The organism is Roseibium sp. SCP14 (assembly GCF_040329475.1).
GTDB lineage: Bacteria > Pseudomonadota > Alphaproteobacteria > Rhizobiales > Stappiaceae > Roseibium.
The window spans coordinates 39,511-55,929 of record NZ_JBDZYH010000010.1; the positions used below are offsets into that span (position 1 = coordinate 39,511).

12 protein-coding genes are annotated in these 16,419 nt (G+C 56.7%); 5 read left to right on the forward strand and 7 right to left on the reverse strand.

Going from position 1 to position 16,419, the window contains the following annotated elements:
• Positions 1–57 precede the first annotated feature (57 nt).
• The 7 genes from ABLQ08_RS27805 to ABLQ08_RS27835 all read right to left on the reverse strand — a co-directional run bounded on the left by ABLQ08_RS27805 (position 58) and on the right by ABLQ08_RS27835 (position 10,034).
• A complete protein-coding gene (locus ABLQ08_RS27805) occupies positions 58–1,917 on the reverse strand; it encodes a tetratricopeptide repeat protein (RefSeq protein ID WP_352949384.1) in 1,860 nt (619 codons plus the stop codon).
• A gap of 35 nt (positions 1,918–1,952) precedes the next feature.
• The gene (locus ABLQ08_RS27810; protein ID WP_352949386.1) at positions 1,953–2,594 is read right to left on the reverse strand and encodes a DUF3540 domain-containing protein; all 642 of its coding nucleotides are present in this window, start codon (positions 2,592–2,594) and stop codon (positions 1,953–1,955) included.
• Between the two features lie 160 nt (positions 2,595–2,754).
• Complete coding sequence (locus tag ABLQ08_RS27815; RefSeq protein ID WP_352949388.1) at positions 2,755–3,156, reverse strand: PAAR-like domain-containing protein; 402 nt, start codon at positions 3,154–3,156, stop codon at positions 2,755–2,757.
• Positions 3,156–4,277: a pentapeptide repeat-containing protein gene (locus ABLQ08_RS27820; RefSeq protein ID WP_352949390.1), complete on the reverse strand. Its 1,122-nt coding sequence runs from the start codon at positions 4,275–4,277 to the stop codon at positions 3,156–3,158. Before ABLQ08_RS27820 ends, ABLQ08_RS27815 begins: the two co-directional genes overlap by 1 nt.
• Positions 4,270–7,461 (reverse strand): DUF2169 family type VI secretion system accessory protein, encoded by a 3,192-nt coding sequence (locus ABLQ08_RS27825; protein WP_352949392.1) that lies wholly within the window; start codon positions 7,459–7,461, stop codon positions 4,270–4,272. The genes ABLQ08_RS27820 and ABLQ08_RS27825 overlap by 8 nt, the downstream gene beginning before the upstream one ends.
• 95 nt (positions 7,462–7,556) lie before the next feature.
• On the reverse strand, positions 7,557–8,504 hold the full coding sequence (locus ABLQ08_RS27830) for a hypothetical protein (RefSeq protein WP_352949394.1): 948 nt from the start codon (positions 8,502–8,504) through the stop codon (positions 7,557–7,559).
• Between the two features lie 627 nt (positions 8,505–9,131).
• Positions 9,132–10,034: a LysR family transcriptional regulator gene (locus ABLQ08_RS27835; protein ID WP_352949396.1), complete on the reverse strand. Its 903-nt coding sequence runs from the start codon at positions 10,032–10,034 to the stop codon at positions 9,132–9,134.
• Positions 10,035–10,161: 127 nt separating this feature from the next.
• On the opposite strand from ABLQ08_RS27835, the gene ABLQ08_RS27840 reads away from it, so the two are divergent.
• The 5 genes from ABLQ08_RS27840 (at position 10,162) to ABLQ08_RS27860 (ending at position 16,274) form a co-directional block, all read left to right on the forward strand.
• Positions 10,162–10,818 carry a hypothetical protein gene (locus ABLQ08_RS27840; protein ID WP_352949398.1) on the forward strand — a complete coding sequence of 219 codons (657 nt, stop codon included), beginning with the start codon at positions 10,162–10,164 and terminating at the stop codon, positions 10,816–10,818.
• A gap of 10 nt (positions 10,819–10,828) precedes the next feature.
• Positions 10,829–12,700: an ABC transporter ATP-binding protein gene (locus ABLQ08_RS27845; protein WP_352949400.1), complete on the forward strand. Its 1,872-nt coding sequence runs from the start codon at positions 10,829–10,831 to the stop codon at positions 12,698–12,700.
• Between the two features lie 79 nt (positions 12,701–12,779).
• Positions 12,780–13,706, forward strand: coding sequence for an ABC transporter permease (locus tag ABLQ08_RS27850; RefSeq protein ID WP_352949402.1), 927 nt, complete (start codon positions 12,780–12,782; stop codon positions 13,704–13,706).
• 1 nt (position 13,707) lies between these two features.
• A complete protein-coding gene (locus ABLQ08_RS27855; protein ID WP_352949404.1) occupies positions 13,708–14,583 on the forward strand; it encodes an ABC transporter permease in 876 nt (291 codons plus the stop codon).
• A gap of 140 nt (positions 14,584–14,723) precedes the next feature.
• Positions 14,724–16,274: an ABC transporter substrate-binding protein gene (locus ABLQ08_RS27860; RefSeq protein ID WP_417714962.1), complete on the forward strand. Its 1,551-nt coding sequence runs from the start codon at positions 14,724–14,726 to the stop codon at positions 16,272–16,274.
• Positions 16,275–16,419 lie beyond the last annotated feature (145 nt).

Below are 16,419 nucleotides of genomic sequence, written 5' to 3' on the forward strand. Positions count from 1 at the left end.
TTTTGGGAAGACCTGCTTTTGGCAGGCTTTGAACAAGCTGCATGGCAGCGGATGAGTTCAAAACCGGTCGTTGATCCGGCCCTCAATCTCTTCTGCCAGCTCCGGCATGAGCGTTGCCCAGTGTCCGAAACGGGGTGCACGAACCACGTCCATGTCCGGATACCACAGGCTCCGGCCGTCACGGGCATGCCAGTACCAGGGCGTCATATGGGAGACGAGCGCAAGACCGGGCGTGTTGGCAGCGCCGGCGGCGTGAAGCACGATACCGTCAGGGCCGATAACGAAGTCAAGGGCATGCAACAGAGCGGCAAGATCATCAAGACGCCGGATGTGACGTCCGGCGTCGATAATGCCCTTATGTCCGGCGAGCTGCTCCCGGCTGTGATCCCAGATCGTGCTGATCAGCGTCCCCGGCATCGGTGGCAGTGACGGCAGCAACGTGTCAAGCGTCAGACCGGGAGGAGATTCGTTCCAGGCAAGGCCGATCCAGGGTCTTGGAAACTCTGACAGTGCGTCGTGCCAGCGTTGATGCAGATCTTCGCGTATCGGCAGATACGGGACCTTACCGGTCAAGCCTCCCCGGAGAGTGGCTGGCACAGCCAGGACCTGAGAAACAGGGAACGCGTGTGAGAATTCGAACGGTTTTCCGCTGGTTTCATGTGCGTCATTCGGCAGGTAGTTCTCATAACCGAAGAGTTGTGCCAACTGGGATAGGGCGGATGTTCCCACCACCGGAGTGTCAAAGCCGCGGCCCAGTTCACCAAAGAACCGCGCCATGACCATGAACTCAAGATTGCTCAGCTTCGGATCAATGACCAATGCGGCCGACCGAAGCCGGTTCGCAAGGGCTTCATGGTCGGCCATCGCGTCTTCAGAAAGTTGCAGGTTCGTCGTCAGGAAGGTGTCCGGAATCGTGGCCACCTTCTCAAGTTGTCCTGTCGACAGGAAGGCGTCTCGCAAAATACTGAAGAGCTGCAGTCTGACCGGTTCGTCCAGTTGGGGTGCGCTGGCGAGCAAGGGTTCCAGAAGTTGCAGGGTTTTTTCCGGTTCTCCAGCCAGCCGGTAAGCAGCACCCAAGGTCAGGGTCGCGTCCATCCGGTTCTTTGCTGCCTTGGCGACCGGTGCAAATTCCCTGAGTGCTTCGATTGCCTCGCCTCGATTTGCCTTGATCCTGATGTAGCTCAGCCAGGCAGGCATCAAATCCGGAAACAGGATTTTGGCTCGGTCGGCAAAGCGGACTGCCTCAGTCAGTTGCCCGGTCGCTGCCGCGTTGTTCGCCAGTGCCAGCAGAATTTCGGGATTGGCGGGATCTTGCAAGTGCGCGGTTTCAAGAAACGGCTCAGCCTTGCCATGATCTCCGAGCGCTGAGAGAATCTGACCGACCAGGATATTGAGATCCGCACTTTCCGGCTTCAGGGAGAGTGCCTCCTGGGCAACCGTCAGCGCCGGGCCGAGGAGGCCGTGGGAATAGTAGAGTTTTGAAATCCCCAGAAGGATATGCGGGTCGGGATTTCGAACACGCACTGAATTCAGCAAGTCTTCCAGGTCGGACAAGGCCCCGCTTGAAGCCAGGAAGTCAGCCTTGAGCAAAGCGGCTTCCACAAAATAGGGGTCGATTGCCAGCGCGCGTTCTGTAAGGCGTTCCGCCTCGGAGCCATTTTCGCTCAAAAGAGCGATCTTTGCAGCAAGCGTCAGGAAACCGGGGTCCCGCCCGCTGGCCGCGGTTGCTTTTTTCAACAGCGCCTGTGCCGTTTCAAGTTGACCTTTTGCGAGCTGTGCCTCGATCAGTCCGCAAAGCGCTTCCCCGTGTCCGGGGGAAACATCCAGTATGCTCTCAAAGAGAAGTGCCGCATTGTCATGCCGGCCCGCCGCCGCATGTTCTCTTGCCGCTTTCAGTCTGTCATCCACCAACAGCATTTCGATACCGAGATTAGGTTTGGCCGAGCGGCGGATCAGCCGACGCTGACGCGTTTTGCATCCAGGCGGACATCTTCTTCCGCGGTGATCATCGAAATGTCGCTGTTCTGGGTGGCGACGCTGTCGATATTCTGTACCAGAATGCCTGCCTTGAGTGTTTCGGTTTCCTTGATGGAACTGCTTCGGCTTTGCGCTGTCGTGGTGACGCTACGGGCGTTCAGGATCTTGTCTACATATGTTTCCAACGACCGGTTGAATTTGCTGACGAGCTGTTTGCCGGTCTGCACGAGAGTTTCGGCAAGAACGCTCAGGCGACGAGCACTGACCTGGATGTCCGGTGCAGATAGTGCGAGCCGGCCATGTGTCTTGACTGCGACATCCTTTGCGCCCGGCACGCTGATCTCCGCAACGACATCGGCCTCCCTGGTCAGAACCGACAGCATGAATGCCTGTTCCTGCCCGCGGTAAACAAGAACGATGTCGCCGATAACCGGTGCAAGCAGACAGCTGCTGGCCTGCGTGGCATGGATCTGTTCGCCATCCGAAAGCGTCACCATGGCCTCCCGTTCGGTCAAAAGAGCTTTGACGGTACCGGTTTCCAGCCCGGTGCCGGCCGCCTCTGGTTCGTTCATGCGGTTGGTCATTGTTTCCGCTTGAACGTGTTTTTTCTTGGTCATGAGCAGCTCGTTGCTTTCGTAAACAGGTTCCGTATCCAGACTTTGACGTGTTGTCCCGATCCGGTTCGGAAAACTTTTGCTTCGCCTGAGAACACTAGGGGGAGCGTATTGAAGCCACCATCGGACACTGTGTTGGCACGGGAGAGACCCGGATCTCGGATCAGGTCGGATTCAACAGACGTATTTGAGACGGCACAAGGGTTGTACCCCCGGAATTCGGCGACAAGCCGTTTTGCACGGTCGGGTCCATCAGGGCGCGTGTCGCCGGCATGAACTGTATGAACAGTTTGGAAGAACCCTTGACGTTCCGGCTGTTGGAACAAACCATTCCGGATGCCACGCCGGGGCCGGGGCCGCTCAATGTGACGGGTGCAAGATTCGTCATGTTATGCGTGGGCATGCACATGACAAGCGATCGGAAGTTGGTTGGAATTTCCGTCGCTCGGAATCCCATGGAGAACAGCGGGAACGGTACCGGTCCGGCCGGTGTCGTCTGGTAGTACATATCGGGTGCCGAAAAATCCATGCCCGGGATCGGCCCCTGTGAATTGACAAACGGCATCAGCGTGTTCCCTTTCGTGCCGGGACGTCGCCGTCGAGAGCGACTTTTTCTGTTTGGTAGAGTTCCGCGACCATTCGCTCGTTATCAGTGCCAATCCAGCGTCCGGATGTGCCGAGCATCACAGTCTGCTCGGTTTTGGCAGCGTGAAATTTTGCATTTTGAAAACTGCTGGAGGATAGCGATGCACCGGACAGATCGGCGTGAGAGAATTCCGCCTGGTTCAACTCGCATTGCTCGAGAAGGACAGCCCGGCAATCGGCGTCCTGAAACACTGCAGAAAACATCTTTGAATTGTTGAAGCGCGCACCCGTCAGACCGGCACCGGCGAAGTTGGCCATGGAGAACTGACCACCGGACAAATCGACACCATCCAGTCTGCTATTGGTAAAGCAGGTCGTATCCGCAGTGACCTCCCGAAGGCTGGCGCCTTCGAAGTCGCACTCGGCGAAAACGGAGGCCCTCAGGTCCGCACCGTCCAGTTTCGTGCCTTTGAACGTCGCTTTGTGGAACGTGCAATGCTGCCAGCTCTGTCCTGCAAGATTGAGACCCGAAAGATCGGCATCTGCGAAGAGTGCAACATCGATATAGGTGCCTGAAAGATCGACGGGCCTGAGGTCGGCGTCCGTCATCATGAAATTGGAGAGCGCTGCCTGTGCAAAGCTCGCGCCCTTGATGTCCGAGGCAAGGACTACAGATCGGTAGAAACCGCATTGCGAGAAATCGGCGTTTGCGAGCGATGACTGCACCAGCGAAACCTGGTCAAACGTGCTGCCGCCGAAGTCGCAGTTACTGGCATCTCCGGCAACGATCTGAAGTCGCTCGACATGTGTTTCCAATATCTGGGCCCCGCTCAGATCGCAGCTGACGATCTGGGTATTATTCAGATTGCAGCCATTGAATTTCGCGTTTTTCAACGTACAGGACACGATCTGCGCGTCGGTCAGGGTCGCTCCGGAAAAGTCGCATCCGGCCAGGTCGCAATCGATGAAGCGGATCCCGGAAAGATCCCTTCCGGCCAATGATAGTCCGGTCAATGTCCGCTGCATCACCGGCTGTTCATGCTCATGTAACGCGAGGACGTCTGCCAGCGAGACCGGCTTTTTGTCGGGGATCTCAGGCATGAGCGGGTTGCTCCATAAGGGTCTTGCCCAGGTTTGCGCCGGTCAGATCACAGCCTTTCAGTCTGGCTTCCAGAAGATTGGCCGCATAAAGATTTGCCGCACGCATTGAGCAACGTTCGAGATTGACGCCCGTCAGGGCTGCCATGAAGAGATTGGCGCCGAAGAAATCGCTGCCTTCGAAATTCGAGCGACCGAAAAGCGAGTTGTGGAAGGACGCGAGCCGGAAATCGTTGGCTTCAAGATCGCAGGCGTTGAAGAAGCAGGCATTTCCCTTGGCCCTGAGGAAACAGCATTCAGCCATTTTGGCCGTGTTGAAAGAACTTTCAACTGCGTCGAGATTGTCAAATCTTGATCCCGTCAGATCAGATCCTCCCATGACGCCGACCGACTTCCATTTGCCGTTTCTGCAATTGGCACCCGCTGCCTGGACTTCCATGAACCCGACACGCTCCAGTTCACTGTCCGACAGGTTCATTCGAGACATCGGCAACACCACGAACATGGTTCTGAGGAGCTTTGATCCGATGGCGGCAAAGCCTTCGGCGGAGCCGGTGAGAAGTTGACAATCCGTTATTCGGCTCTGTTGGAGCCGGACATTATCGAGGGTCGATTCGATAAAACGTATTGTTTCCAGATCGGCTCCTGTTCCGGTTGATCCTGACAGGTCGGATTGAAAGATCTGGAGGTCGTGCAACCTGGCCCGGTCGAGGCACAGGTTTCTGGCGCTGACTTTGTTGAGATTGGCCTGAGTAAGGTCTGCTCCGGAAAAGTCCGCATTGTCGAGTTTGGCGCCCGCAAAAACGGCACCTGCGAGGTTTGATTGGCAAAACCGCGCCCCGGTCAGGTCGGCCTGCTCAAAGAAGGTGCCGGCCAGGTCCATCCCGCTGAAATCGGCACCACGTAGGTCCGCGCCCGCAAGGTCCGCACCCTTGAAGTCATGTCCTTCTCTCAATTTCTCGGCAACAAACGCACCGATACGAACCGGTACGCCTTCCGGCAGGGGTTCAGGAGGGAACAGGGGGGTTGGAGAGTTCCGGCGGGCCATCGCCATGTTTTCGTCAACCGTTTCCTCGGCTTCCTTAAGCTGTTCCATGGCCAATGACCTGGAAGAAAGAGCGCTCTCGCCGGGGGACTGGCCGGCTGGCGGAGAGGAGTCTTCCGGCTCGAGACCCCTGGCATGCTCCATCAAGGTTTCCAGCAATTCGACCTGCTTGATATCGGCAAGGGGTTGCGCGCCTTGCGGGTCTTGATTGTCGTTTGTCTGCCCGTTGATGCCACTGTTGGGTGGTCCGCCAGCAGAAGCGCCAACAGGTGTCGCTGCCACCGATGGGGCCGACAATTCGGCCAGCATGGCGTCGAACTGATCTGCGGAAACTTCCGCCGCAGGGGGGATATCGTCAGCGAAGCCGTCAAGCGCGGACAGGTCCATGTCCTCGATCGCCTTTCTCAAGTCTGACAGAATGCCGCCCTCGGGTAACTTGAGCGCGCGCGCGACAGCTTGCTGGAAAGCCGTTTCGACTTCTTCCTGGGAGAGGCTTTCCGGTTCGTCAAACAGCTGGATGAGGTCGGCCGGCTGAGCATCAGTCTCATGGTTGCCGTCTTCGGCATTGGCGGTCAGGCCGATCTGGTTCCGGCCACTTGTCGAAGACAATTGACCCTTTATCTGTCGCAGTCCTTCCTCAAGATCCGGATCCAGCTCCAGGTCCGGGAATTTTTCGACGGTTTCCTCTTCAACGATCGGTTTTTTCATACTGGGCGTCAGCTGGTCCGGTGATATTGCAGCTACGAACGCCCTGCGTTGCAGTTCAGCCCGAACCATTTCCCGTTCGCGTCTTTCCAGAAGTGCATCTTCCACCGCCTTGACGTCATCGAGCAGCGCTGCAAGATCCAGATCGCCGTTTTCCATTTCCTCCTGCGTGGGCTGCGCGATCAGCGGAATGTCGTCGGTGACGTCAGTGGTGGAAGGCGGAAACAGATCGCCGGGCAGGCCCTCATCCTCGAGCAGCTTGCTCATGGCCCAGTTCTGATTGTCGATGTATTTCTGGCGGTCGGCCGCCGCCTTTTCGAGTTTGGCCTGCCGCCTTGCACTGATGATTGCGGGGTTGACCTGCGGCATCAACTGGTAGTCTGAAAGAGCGTATTTGTGCGCGTCATCTTTCGACGTGCGCTTCTTGAAGACGTCGGCATAGTATTCGCGCTCGCGCGCTTCCGCGTCGGACTGTTCCAACGCCACCATGAGAGATGCGATATCTTCGGCGAACCGGTCACTGCCCCTTACGAGCCCCCGAAAGGTCAGGGTTGCCTTTTGAACATTCGGGAAAAGCGTGACTGTATCGCAGCGCATGGTGGTCTCCATGAGAGCATCATGCTGTGCAAGCTTGTAAAAGCATCTGGCGGTCAGCCTTGGAAGCCGACCGCCGACCGTTGTCTCGCCCCGTGACATTCCCGTGATCGTGAAGGTTTCACCCCCCTCAAAGAATGTATCGAAGCGTTGATCCGGTGGAGCCTCGCAATGGTATAACGGATTGAAATCATCGGGCTTGAGTGGCGATACGTGATCGATCCAATGCTGGTCGTATGTGCCGAGATACCGCAATCGGGTGGCATCATCAGGAGGGATCGGACCGAAATGGGCGGGCACGGGCCGGTCGTCGGGGGATTTGATCAGCTGCGCAGAGTGCTCAACGTTTGGAAGCGCCGCATCGAATCCGGCCTCGAGAAGGCGCCTGGCGCCAAAGCCTTTTCCTTTTGCGTTCGGTGTGAAACCGTCCCCACCAAAAGCCCTGGCATCGCAGATCGGCATTTCCAGGAACGGAACCGGTCGGCTCATTTGCACGCCTTCGTCGGTCAACCTCCAGTACCGGTCGCCAAACACCGTCAGTTGCTTTTGAAAGTTTCCGAACTGCGCAGACACCCGTATGCCTTCGATCGGGGCGTCGGTCGGTGAAAGGGCACTGCCTGCGATAATCAGTTCGCCCTTGGGCTTCAGCTGACACTTGTCGAATATAGTGCCCTGCGGCATCTGCTCCGTTACCATCGGCCACAGTGCCTGTTCCGTCAAAAGCCGATCCGGCTCCGAAAAATCGAACAGGATATAGGCAGACACTGTCGTCAGAGCGCCATCCCGAGTGGGCTCAGTCTGATGTGAGACTGAAATCCGGGATGGTTTGATAATTGCGGGCAAGGGCCGGTTTCCTCGTCGGGGCCGCGCTTTCAACAAAGCGAACCCGAAGTTGCAACTTGGTGGATCTGCGGAGTAGTTCGGTCAGACTAAGCGGATCAGACAACACATTCGATGCCGACGAGCCTTGCGCCGCACTGGTTGTTCTGCAGGTCGACTTGACCGCTCTTGATGGCGAGTTCTTTGCGCTTGGCCTCGAGGCGGGTGGCTTCTGCCTTCATGCCCTGCAGGCCGACCATTATCTCGTCCCATTCGGCCTTGCAGTTTGTCGATCCGAATTTGGCGGTCACTTTCTTCATGACGATGCCCTTCAAATCGATCTGGGTTCCCTTCCAGTTCAGGCAGACCCAGTCGCTCATGAAGTTGAACTTGTCGAACTGCATCCTGACACCGTAGACCGATTCCATGATCCCGCCGTAGTACGTGGTCGCGTTTAGGCCGAAGATGCTCTGGAAATCCAGGCCGTACTTTTCGCTGAAATAGGAATCCTTGTATTTGACGGTGTGGGATTTCTTGTATGTATGTTCCGACGTGTCGTTGAGGGTTCGTTCCTCTTTTTGCGCCGTAACCTTCAGCTTGCTGGCACTGGTCAGGTTCACGTCACCGGTTTCGGTGCTGATGTTGATATGGTCTCTTACAACCGCGGTCAGGCTGCCATCGACGTCCAGTTCATAGTCACCATTCGTTTTCTGATGATACTGACCGGTCTCCAGAAACATGCGTTCGGCAGCCTTGATCAGGATGCGGCCGTCACATGACATCAGGATACCTTGCGAGCCACCGGCAGCGTTCGTGTAGACCGACGTGTCGTCTTCCTCGACTTCGATATGCTTTGCCGGGAACAATTCATCATGGTGGTCGTTCTCAAACGACCGCTGTTCCACGTCGGAGTATTCGCCAAGACGGAACAGCGTGCCGATATTGTCGGTTGTCTCAGAGTTGCTGGACGACGGCACGACATAAAATACGTTGCGTCTTACATGGTCTGGACTTGGATTTATGTAGTCAGGACTTAAAGGGCTTGGGTTGCTGGCTGACAGAGACATTTTTTCTCCAGATCGCTGGGTCTTGCTTCCCGATTTGCTCGGGCGAGATTGCGGCAAAAGTCTTAATATTTCTACTTGTTTTCCATTGTAAGATTTACAGTCGGACAGATCAGGAAACCATTGTTTTCATACGCAACTTTATCAGTCAGCTATGTGATTTCAATCACACTTTGAGAAATTGGCGTGATCGCGCTGTCGGTGGACCGTGAGCCAGGATTTGCGGGCGTACCGCAGAAAATGACGGGTTGTTGCAAGTTTTCTCTGAACTTTGCAGTGAGTTTGTTTTTCTGCACCATTTTTACTTCGGTGAATTTATGAATCCATTCAAAGGTCGTCGCATGGAGCCAGAAAATTTCTTTCTATGCCTTCTGCCACCAGCCCGATGGCCGCATCCACCGGACTGAAAGAAGGCAGGATGCGGTAACACCGGTTTTCATCAGACAGGACAAGCTTTTCCTGCAGACCGGATGCGCCTTGTTGCACGGTTGCTGATTGGGCAACAACGCAAAGACATGGAAATTCTCGGTGATGGTCTGAACTGATCCTCCGCCTTGTATCTTCAAAGCCGTGTCAACTTCTTTTGGCTGCCTTCCAGTTGGAGGTCGGACCATGAATGCGGACAGGCATTCAATCAGTTTTAACTTGAGCGTCACGGCTGATTTTGCGGACAATTTCAACGAAAGTTTTCAATGGGGTCGGTGGCCGTTGAGAGGAGGAATAGGCGATGACATATTCAAACGCGACTTTTGGCTCAAACGGTCTCGTCACCACGCCGTTGTTGCGCCAGGTCGGCGCAGCGAAGGGTTCGATAAGCGCGACCGCCAGGTTTTCGGCCACCAGACTGTAGCCGGTGTGCGAGTTCTGAATGCCGATACTCCCCTTGTAATCGACACCGGCGCCTTCCAGCACCTTGGTCAGACGGTTCCAGTTGACCAGACCGGTGGGCAGAATGCTCAGCATGCGCTCGCCGACGAAATCCTCTGCCGTCACGACGTCTTTTTTCGCAAGGGGATGGGATTCGTGGACGGCACAGACATGGGGCTGTTCCAACAAGTGTTCCTGGACGATCCCGGGAACTTCGGGAAATGCAGGTGTGATGCCGAGATGGGTGAGATAGGTTTGCAGACGGCTGACGATTTCCGACGAGGAGTAACTTTCGACAACAAGGTCCACAGATGGATAACTTTCACGAAAGCGCTTAATCGCCGGTGGAAAGAAAAACGTGGAAAGAGCCTGTGTCGCGCACAGCTTGAGCTCGGCAGGTTGCTCGGTCCGGATCTGTTCCGCGACATGTTCGAGCTGGTCTATACCGGTGAAAAACTTTTCGACCCCCTGGTAGAAACGAATGGCCTCCGGTGTCGGCAGGAGACGTCCCCTCACGCGATCAAAGAGTTTGAGCTTCAGGCCCGCTTCGAGGTCGGCGATGAGCCGGCTGACGGCTGGCTGCGTTATCGCCATCGTATCTGCGGCACCGATTGTCGTGCCTGTGACCATCACATATCGAAACGCTTCTATCTGACGATAACGCATGTATCCTGTCCTTATAGTGTATAATATTCACACATAGATCTATATTAGAAAACCATTTGATATTATCAACTTGCCTCGCCATGCTCCCTGATCAAGACGACCTGAAAAGACCTCGAAGGATCAGGAAATGGCTGAAAATCCGACGATACTCGTTGCCGGTTTCGGAAGCTGGGTAACTGCACCCGTCAATCCGGCTGCAATGATCCTCAAGGGGCTTGAAACCCGAAACTGGTCAGATTGCAGTGTGACGACTCTCGAGGTTCCGGTTGTCACAGACGAGTTGTACGAGCGCGTGGAAGCAGCGCTTGTCGGCAATCGGCCTGACATATGGATCGGTCTCGGCGTATCCTCCAGCGCCGCTGCAATCACCCCTGAGATCGTCGGGGTGAACTGGCGACACTTTTCAATCCCGGATGCGACCGGAGCGACAGCCCGGATGCTGCCAGTGATCAAGAACGGTCCGGCTGCCTACAACTCCGACCTGCCCAACGAAGATTTCGTCTCCCTGTTGAAAGAGCAGGGCATCCCGGCAACGCTCTCCTTCTCGGCCGGCACACATTTGTGCAACCAAATGCTCTACACCGCGCGCCATGTGATTGACCGGAACGGCCTGCCGACTCGCAGCGGTTTCCTGCACGTGCCACAAAGCACGGAAAACGTTGCAGGTTTCGAAACCGGTAGAGACCTGCCGGCCTCAATGAGCCTTGGTCTGATGACGGAGGCCGTCGCGCAGTGCATCGAATACGCTGCCAGCCGGCTGCTGATGTCGGATACTGGCGAATAGGGAGCCCGGCATGATGCATCCCGAACACGTGCATACAAATTCCTCGACATCGCGGGCGCTGCTCTCGGTCCGCGACCTGAGTGTCGAATTCGGACACGGCGACTATACGGTCCGTGCCGTCGACGGTCTCTCCTTCGACCTCCAGGCCAACCGGACATTAGCCATTGTTGGCGAGTCCGGATCAGGCAAATCCATTTCCTCGCTGGCTCTGCTCGGTCTTGTCAGACATATCGGCGGCCGAATAACCAGCGGCAGTATCACGCTACAAAGCAATATCCTCGGTGGACCGGTCGACCTGGCAGCGCTTGATGAGCGGGATCTGCGGGTAATCCGTGGCGACGAGATCGCAATGATCTTCCAGGAACCGATGACCTCGCTCAATCCGGTCTTTACGGTGGGATCGCAAATCGCCGAAACCCTCATGCTACACAGGGGCGTCAGCAACCGGGAGGCACGCAGGAAAGCGCGGGAACTGCTTGATCTTGTCCGCCTGCCCAATGCGGCTCGCCTGCTGGACAGTTATCCGCACCAGCTTTCCGGCGGTATGCGTCAGCGCGCGATGATTGCAATGGCATTGTCCTGTCAGCCCAAAGTGCTGATCGCCGATGAACCGACGACGGCACTGGATGTGACGATCCAGGCGCAAATTCTTCACATCATCCGGGAGCTGCAGGCCGAATTTGGCACGGCGGTCATTTTTATCAGTCACGATATGGGCGTCGTCTCGCAAATGGCCGACGAGATCCTGGTGATGCGGGCCAGCAAAAAGGTCGAGGCCGGCCCGGCTGCGAAGGTGCTCGAGCATCCGCAGGCCGACTATACGCAAGCCCTGCTCGCGGCGGTGCCCCGGATCGGCAGCATGACTGGCGAGCCTGCTCCCAAGTTTTTCCACCTGCCCGGACAATCTGCTGACCGTTCGCAAGAGACCTATGCCAATTCCGTGGATTACGATCAGCCGGTCATCGAGGTGGAGGACCTGACGACACGTTACAATGTGCGCGGCGGCCTTCTCAACCGGGTCACTCATCATGTCCACGCGGTTGAAAAGGTGTCGTTCAAGATTCATGCCGGTGAGACGCTTGCGCTGGTCGGAGAATCTGGCAGCGGCAAATCAACGGTCGGCAAAACCATCCAGCAATTGGTGGCCCCCTTGTCCGGACAGGTGCGGTTCCGCGGTCGCGATATCTTTTCGCTTCCTGGCACGGAACGACGGAAGTTCCGGCAACAGATCCAGTATGTTTTCCAGGACCCTTATGGTTCCCTCAATCCGCGCAAAACCGTCGGCGCAAGCATCATCGAACCGGCGCTTACGCACGGGCTTGTTCAGGGCGACGACGCGATCGCCGCGCGGGTATCGGATTTGCTGCAAAAGGTCGGTCTCGATCCGAGCCATGCCGATCGGTTTCCGCACCAGTTTTCAGGGGGGCAGCGCCAGCGCATCTGCATTGCCAGGGCGCTTGCCTGTAATCCCAGCCTGATCATAGCAGATGAAGCGGTCTCGGCGCTCGACGTCTCGGTGCAGGCACAGGTCGCAAACCTGCTGATGAAATTGCAGGCCGAACAGAACCTGTCCTATCTGTTCATCACACATGACATGGCTGTCGTCGAACGGGTCAGCCACCGCGTGGCGGTGATGTATCTCGGGCAGCTCGTGGAAATCGGCACCCGGCAGCAGATCTTCGAGAACCCGCAGCATCCATACACCCGGAAACTGCTGGATGCGGTGCCCGTTGTCGATCCCCATCGCAGGCCGGACCGGCCGCCGCTCGAAGGGGAAATCCCGAGCCCGATGCGTCCGGTCGGTGACAGTCCGCGCATTCACACATTCAACCAGGTCGAAGACGGCCACTTCGTCGCCGATTGTAAAGCCGGACAGGCCTAGGAACGGCGACCGGTACCTGACCAGAACCCGTGAAGTCCGCCGGAGCCAAGAATCTCCAAGCTGGAAAGCGAATTGATCCATGCCAGTTCTCAAGTTCGTCATACACCGTGTTCTGCAAGCCTTGCTGGTCATGCTCGTCGTGACGTTGTTCGTGGCGTTTGCAATCCGATTGACGGGAGATCCGGCGGTCATGCTGACGCAGAATGCAAGCAATGTCACCGAAGCGGATCTCGTTCGCATTCGAGAAGCTCTGGGGCTCAATCAGCCGTTTCTGGTGCAATATGCCGACTTCATCGGAGGGCTTCTGACCGGCGATCTCGGCAACAGTTTTTTCCGGGGGTCCGTTTCTCACCTGATCAGCATTGCCCTGCCTGCCACGGTGCTGCTGGCACTTTCCTCGATGTTCGTATCCATTCTGGTTTCGATCCCGCTGGGTATCCATTCGGCGGTCCGTCGCGGAGGGATCTCCGACCAGATCATCCGGGTCATGTCTCTGGTCGGCCTGTCCTTTCCGAATTTCTGGCTCGCCATGATGTTCGTCCTGCTTTTCTCGATTACCTTTCCGGTCTTTCCAGCCAGCGGGTTTTCCGGGCCGTTGTCGCTCGTCCTGCCGGCTCTGACGATCGGCCTCATTCTCACCGCAACCAATGTGCGCCTTGTCCGCACAACGATGCTGGAGACGCTATCGGCGCAATACATCATGGTTGCCCGGGCCAAGGGATTGCGCGAGCGGGTCGTCATCTACAAGCACGCGCTCAGAAACAGTGCGATCGCCCTTGTCACCTATCTCGGCCTGCAATTCGGAAATCTCATCGGTGGGATCGTGGTCGTCGAACTGGTCTTCAACTGGCCTGGCATGGGCACGCTTGCGGTCGATGCGATCGCGCAGCGCGACTATCCACTGCTTCAGGCCACGGTCTCGATCCTCGCGGTGATGATTGTCGGCGTGAATCTTTTTGTCGATCTGGTCTACGGCCTCATCGATCCGCGCATCAGGGTGGAATAACATGACTGGCAGAACCTCACAGCAACCGGCAGCAAAGTCCGCGCGTTTCTGGCGGCCCCGGATACTGCATTTCGAATTTGTCGCCGGGGTGTTTCTTACCGGCTCGCTGGGACTTCTGGTGCTTTTCTCCGGGCTTCTGTTTCCGGGGGGCGGCGAAACGATCGATTTGGCCGCAAGACTTACACCTCCCTTCGTCAGTACCGGTCACATCCTTGGAACCGATCCGCTTGGACGCGATATCCTTGAACGCATAGCGCTGGGGGGCAGGGTATCGTTCACAGTGGGCATCTTTTCTGCCGCCGGCGCCGTGTTTCTCGGCACCATTGTCGGTCTGTTTGCGGGTTACTACCGGGGGATATGGGATGTCTTCATCATGCGCTTTGCCGATGTCCAGCTGGCGCTGCCCTTCATTCTCCTGGCCATCACCGTCATCGCGATTATCGGTCCTGGCCTGGATCGTGTCATTATCCTGATGATCGTCTCTCAGTGGGTGCAGTATGCCCGGCTGGTGCGCAGTTCTGTTCTGTCTCTGCGCGAAAGAGAGTTCGTGCAGGCTGCCCGTAGCTACGGCCTGCCGGATCGGAAAATCATCTTCTCCCACATTCTGCCAAACGCACTCGGCCCGCTCATCATCCTCGTGACGCTGAATGTCGCCAACAACATCCTGCTGGAAAGCAGCCTCACCTTCCTTGGTCTTGGTGTCGATCCGCAGGTTCCGAGTTGGGGGGGCATGTTGTCGGAAGGCCGGAACTACGTGCAGACCGCCTGGTGGATCACAGTATTTCCGGGTCTGGCAATCATGCTCACGGTCCTTGGTCTCAATCTTCTCGGCGACTGGCTGCGGGATCAAATCGATCCCCTGGGAAAGACAGCCTGATGAGACCGGTCATCAATCCACGGTCGTAGCCCCCGATGGGGAACTTTGAAGAACCGGTTTGCCGGCCGGTCAACGACACTTGGCCTCTGGCCACGTCCTGCAACGCATATCAATTGGAGGAGACGATGTTGCATAACTTCATGACAAAATACCGGAGTGGCGCGAAGCGCACCTGGCGGCGCTGTGCACTGGCGCTGACTTTGGGTGTGGCGGTGTCGCCGCTGGCCCTGATCCCAGGTGCACATGCTGGCGGGGCCCTGGTTGTCGCCCAGCAGCAGGATCCGCAGAACCTCGATCCCATCGATACGTTCCGTCTTGCCTGGGGATCGATCGCCAGCAACATCTTCGACGGCTTGATCCATCGGACTGAAGATCTGGAGCTGCAGCCCGGTCTTGCCGAAAGCTGGGAGTTTCTGGAAGACAACAAGCGCATCCGTTTCACGTTGCGGCAGAACGTCAAGTTTCACAACGGCGAACCGTTCAACGCGGATGCGGTAAAATTCACGTTTGACCGCCTGCTCGGAGAAGAGGGCAAGAAGGGTCCCCAGCGTTCGAACTATACGTCGATCGAAAGCGTTGAAGTCGTTGACGACTATACGGTTGACTTTGTCATGCAGCAGCCTGATCCGGTGTTGCTGACGAAGCTCGCCGGTTACGGGGCGATGATCGTTCCGCCAAAATACATCGAAGAGGTGGGCGAAAAGGCATTCGACATGAAGCCGGTCGGAACCGGGCCTTTCAAAGTTGTCAACTATACGCCGGCTGTCAGCGTGGAACTGGAAAAGTTCGACGGCTACTGGAACGGCAAAGCAGAGCTCGACAAGGTCACTGTCCGGATCATTCCAGAGCCGGCCACACGTATGGCGGAGCTACTGTCGGGAGGCGTTGATATCTCGCTGAACATCCCGACAACGGCGGTCGACACCGTCGAAAACAGCGACGCCATCGATCTTCTGGCCGTTCCGGGACCCAGGGTGGAGTTCCTGCGCATCAAGACCACGGACGCGGTTACCGAAGACAAACGCGTGCGCCAGGCAATCATCAAGGCAATTGATCGTAAGGCCATCATCGACGCCTTGCTGAAAGGACACGGGAGTGAAATCTCCAGCCTGCAGGGCGCCATGTCTTTCGGTTATGATCCCGAGCTGGAAGCCTATCCCTATGATCCGGCTGGAGCCAAGGCACTGCTGGCAGAAGCCGGGGTCAAGAACGGCACCGAAATCGTCATGGATATCCGCAACAATGACGACACTTTCCGGGAAGTTGCCCAGGTCATCAGCAGCTACCTTGGTGCTGTTGGTCTGAAGGTCAAGCTGAAGTCGCACGAAACCGGCGTATATTTCGGTGAAATCATCCCGAACGGGGCGACCGGCGAACTGTTCCAGTTCGGCTGGGGCGGCTGGACGTTCGATTTCGACAACACGGCGTACCTGCTTTACCACTCAGGCGAGCGCTGGAACCCCTATATTCAGGACGAGAAGCTTGACGCTCTTCTGGAAAGTCAGCGTCAAACCTATGACGGCCAGGTCCGTCAGAAGGTGTTGCGTGAAGTTGCCGAGTTCGCGCACGAAAACGCGCTGGATGTTCCGCTTTTTAACTTTGCAACACTCTACGGTGTGAACAAACGCGTCAAAGGCTTCGTCCCGGCACCCGACATTCGTGTGCGCTATACGTCCGTAACCGTGGACTAGGCACAAATATGAAGCAGCGACCGCCAATCCGTTGGCGGTCGTCCAATTGCCACCTTTGCTCCAACTCCACCGACTTTATCGGTTTGGGTACCGGATCTTCGCGCCCTATGTGCGAAAGTGTTGTTGCCCGGCAAGATCGTATCAG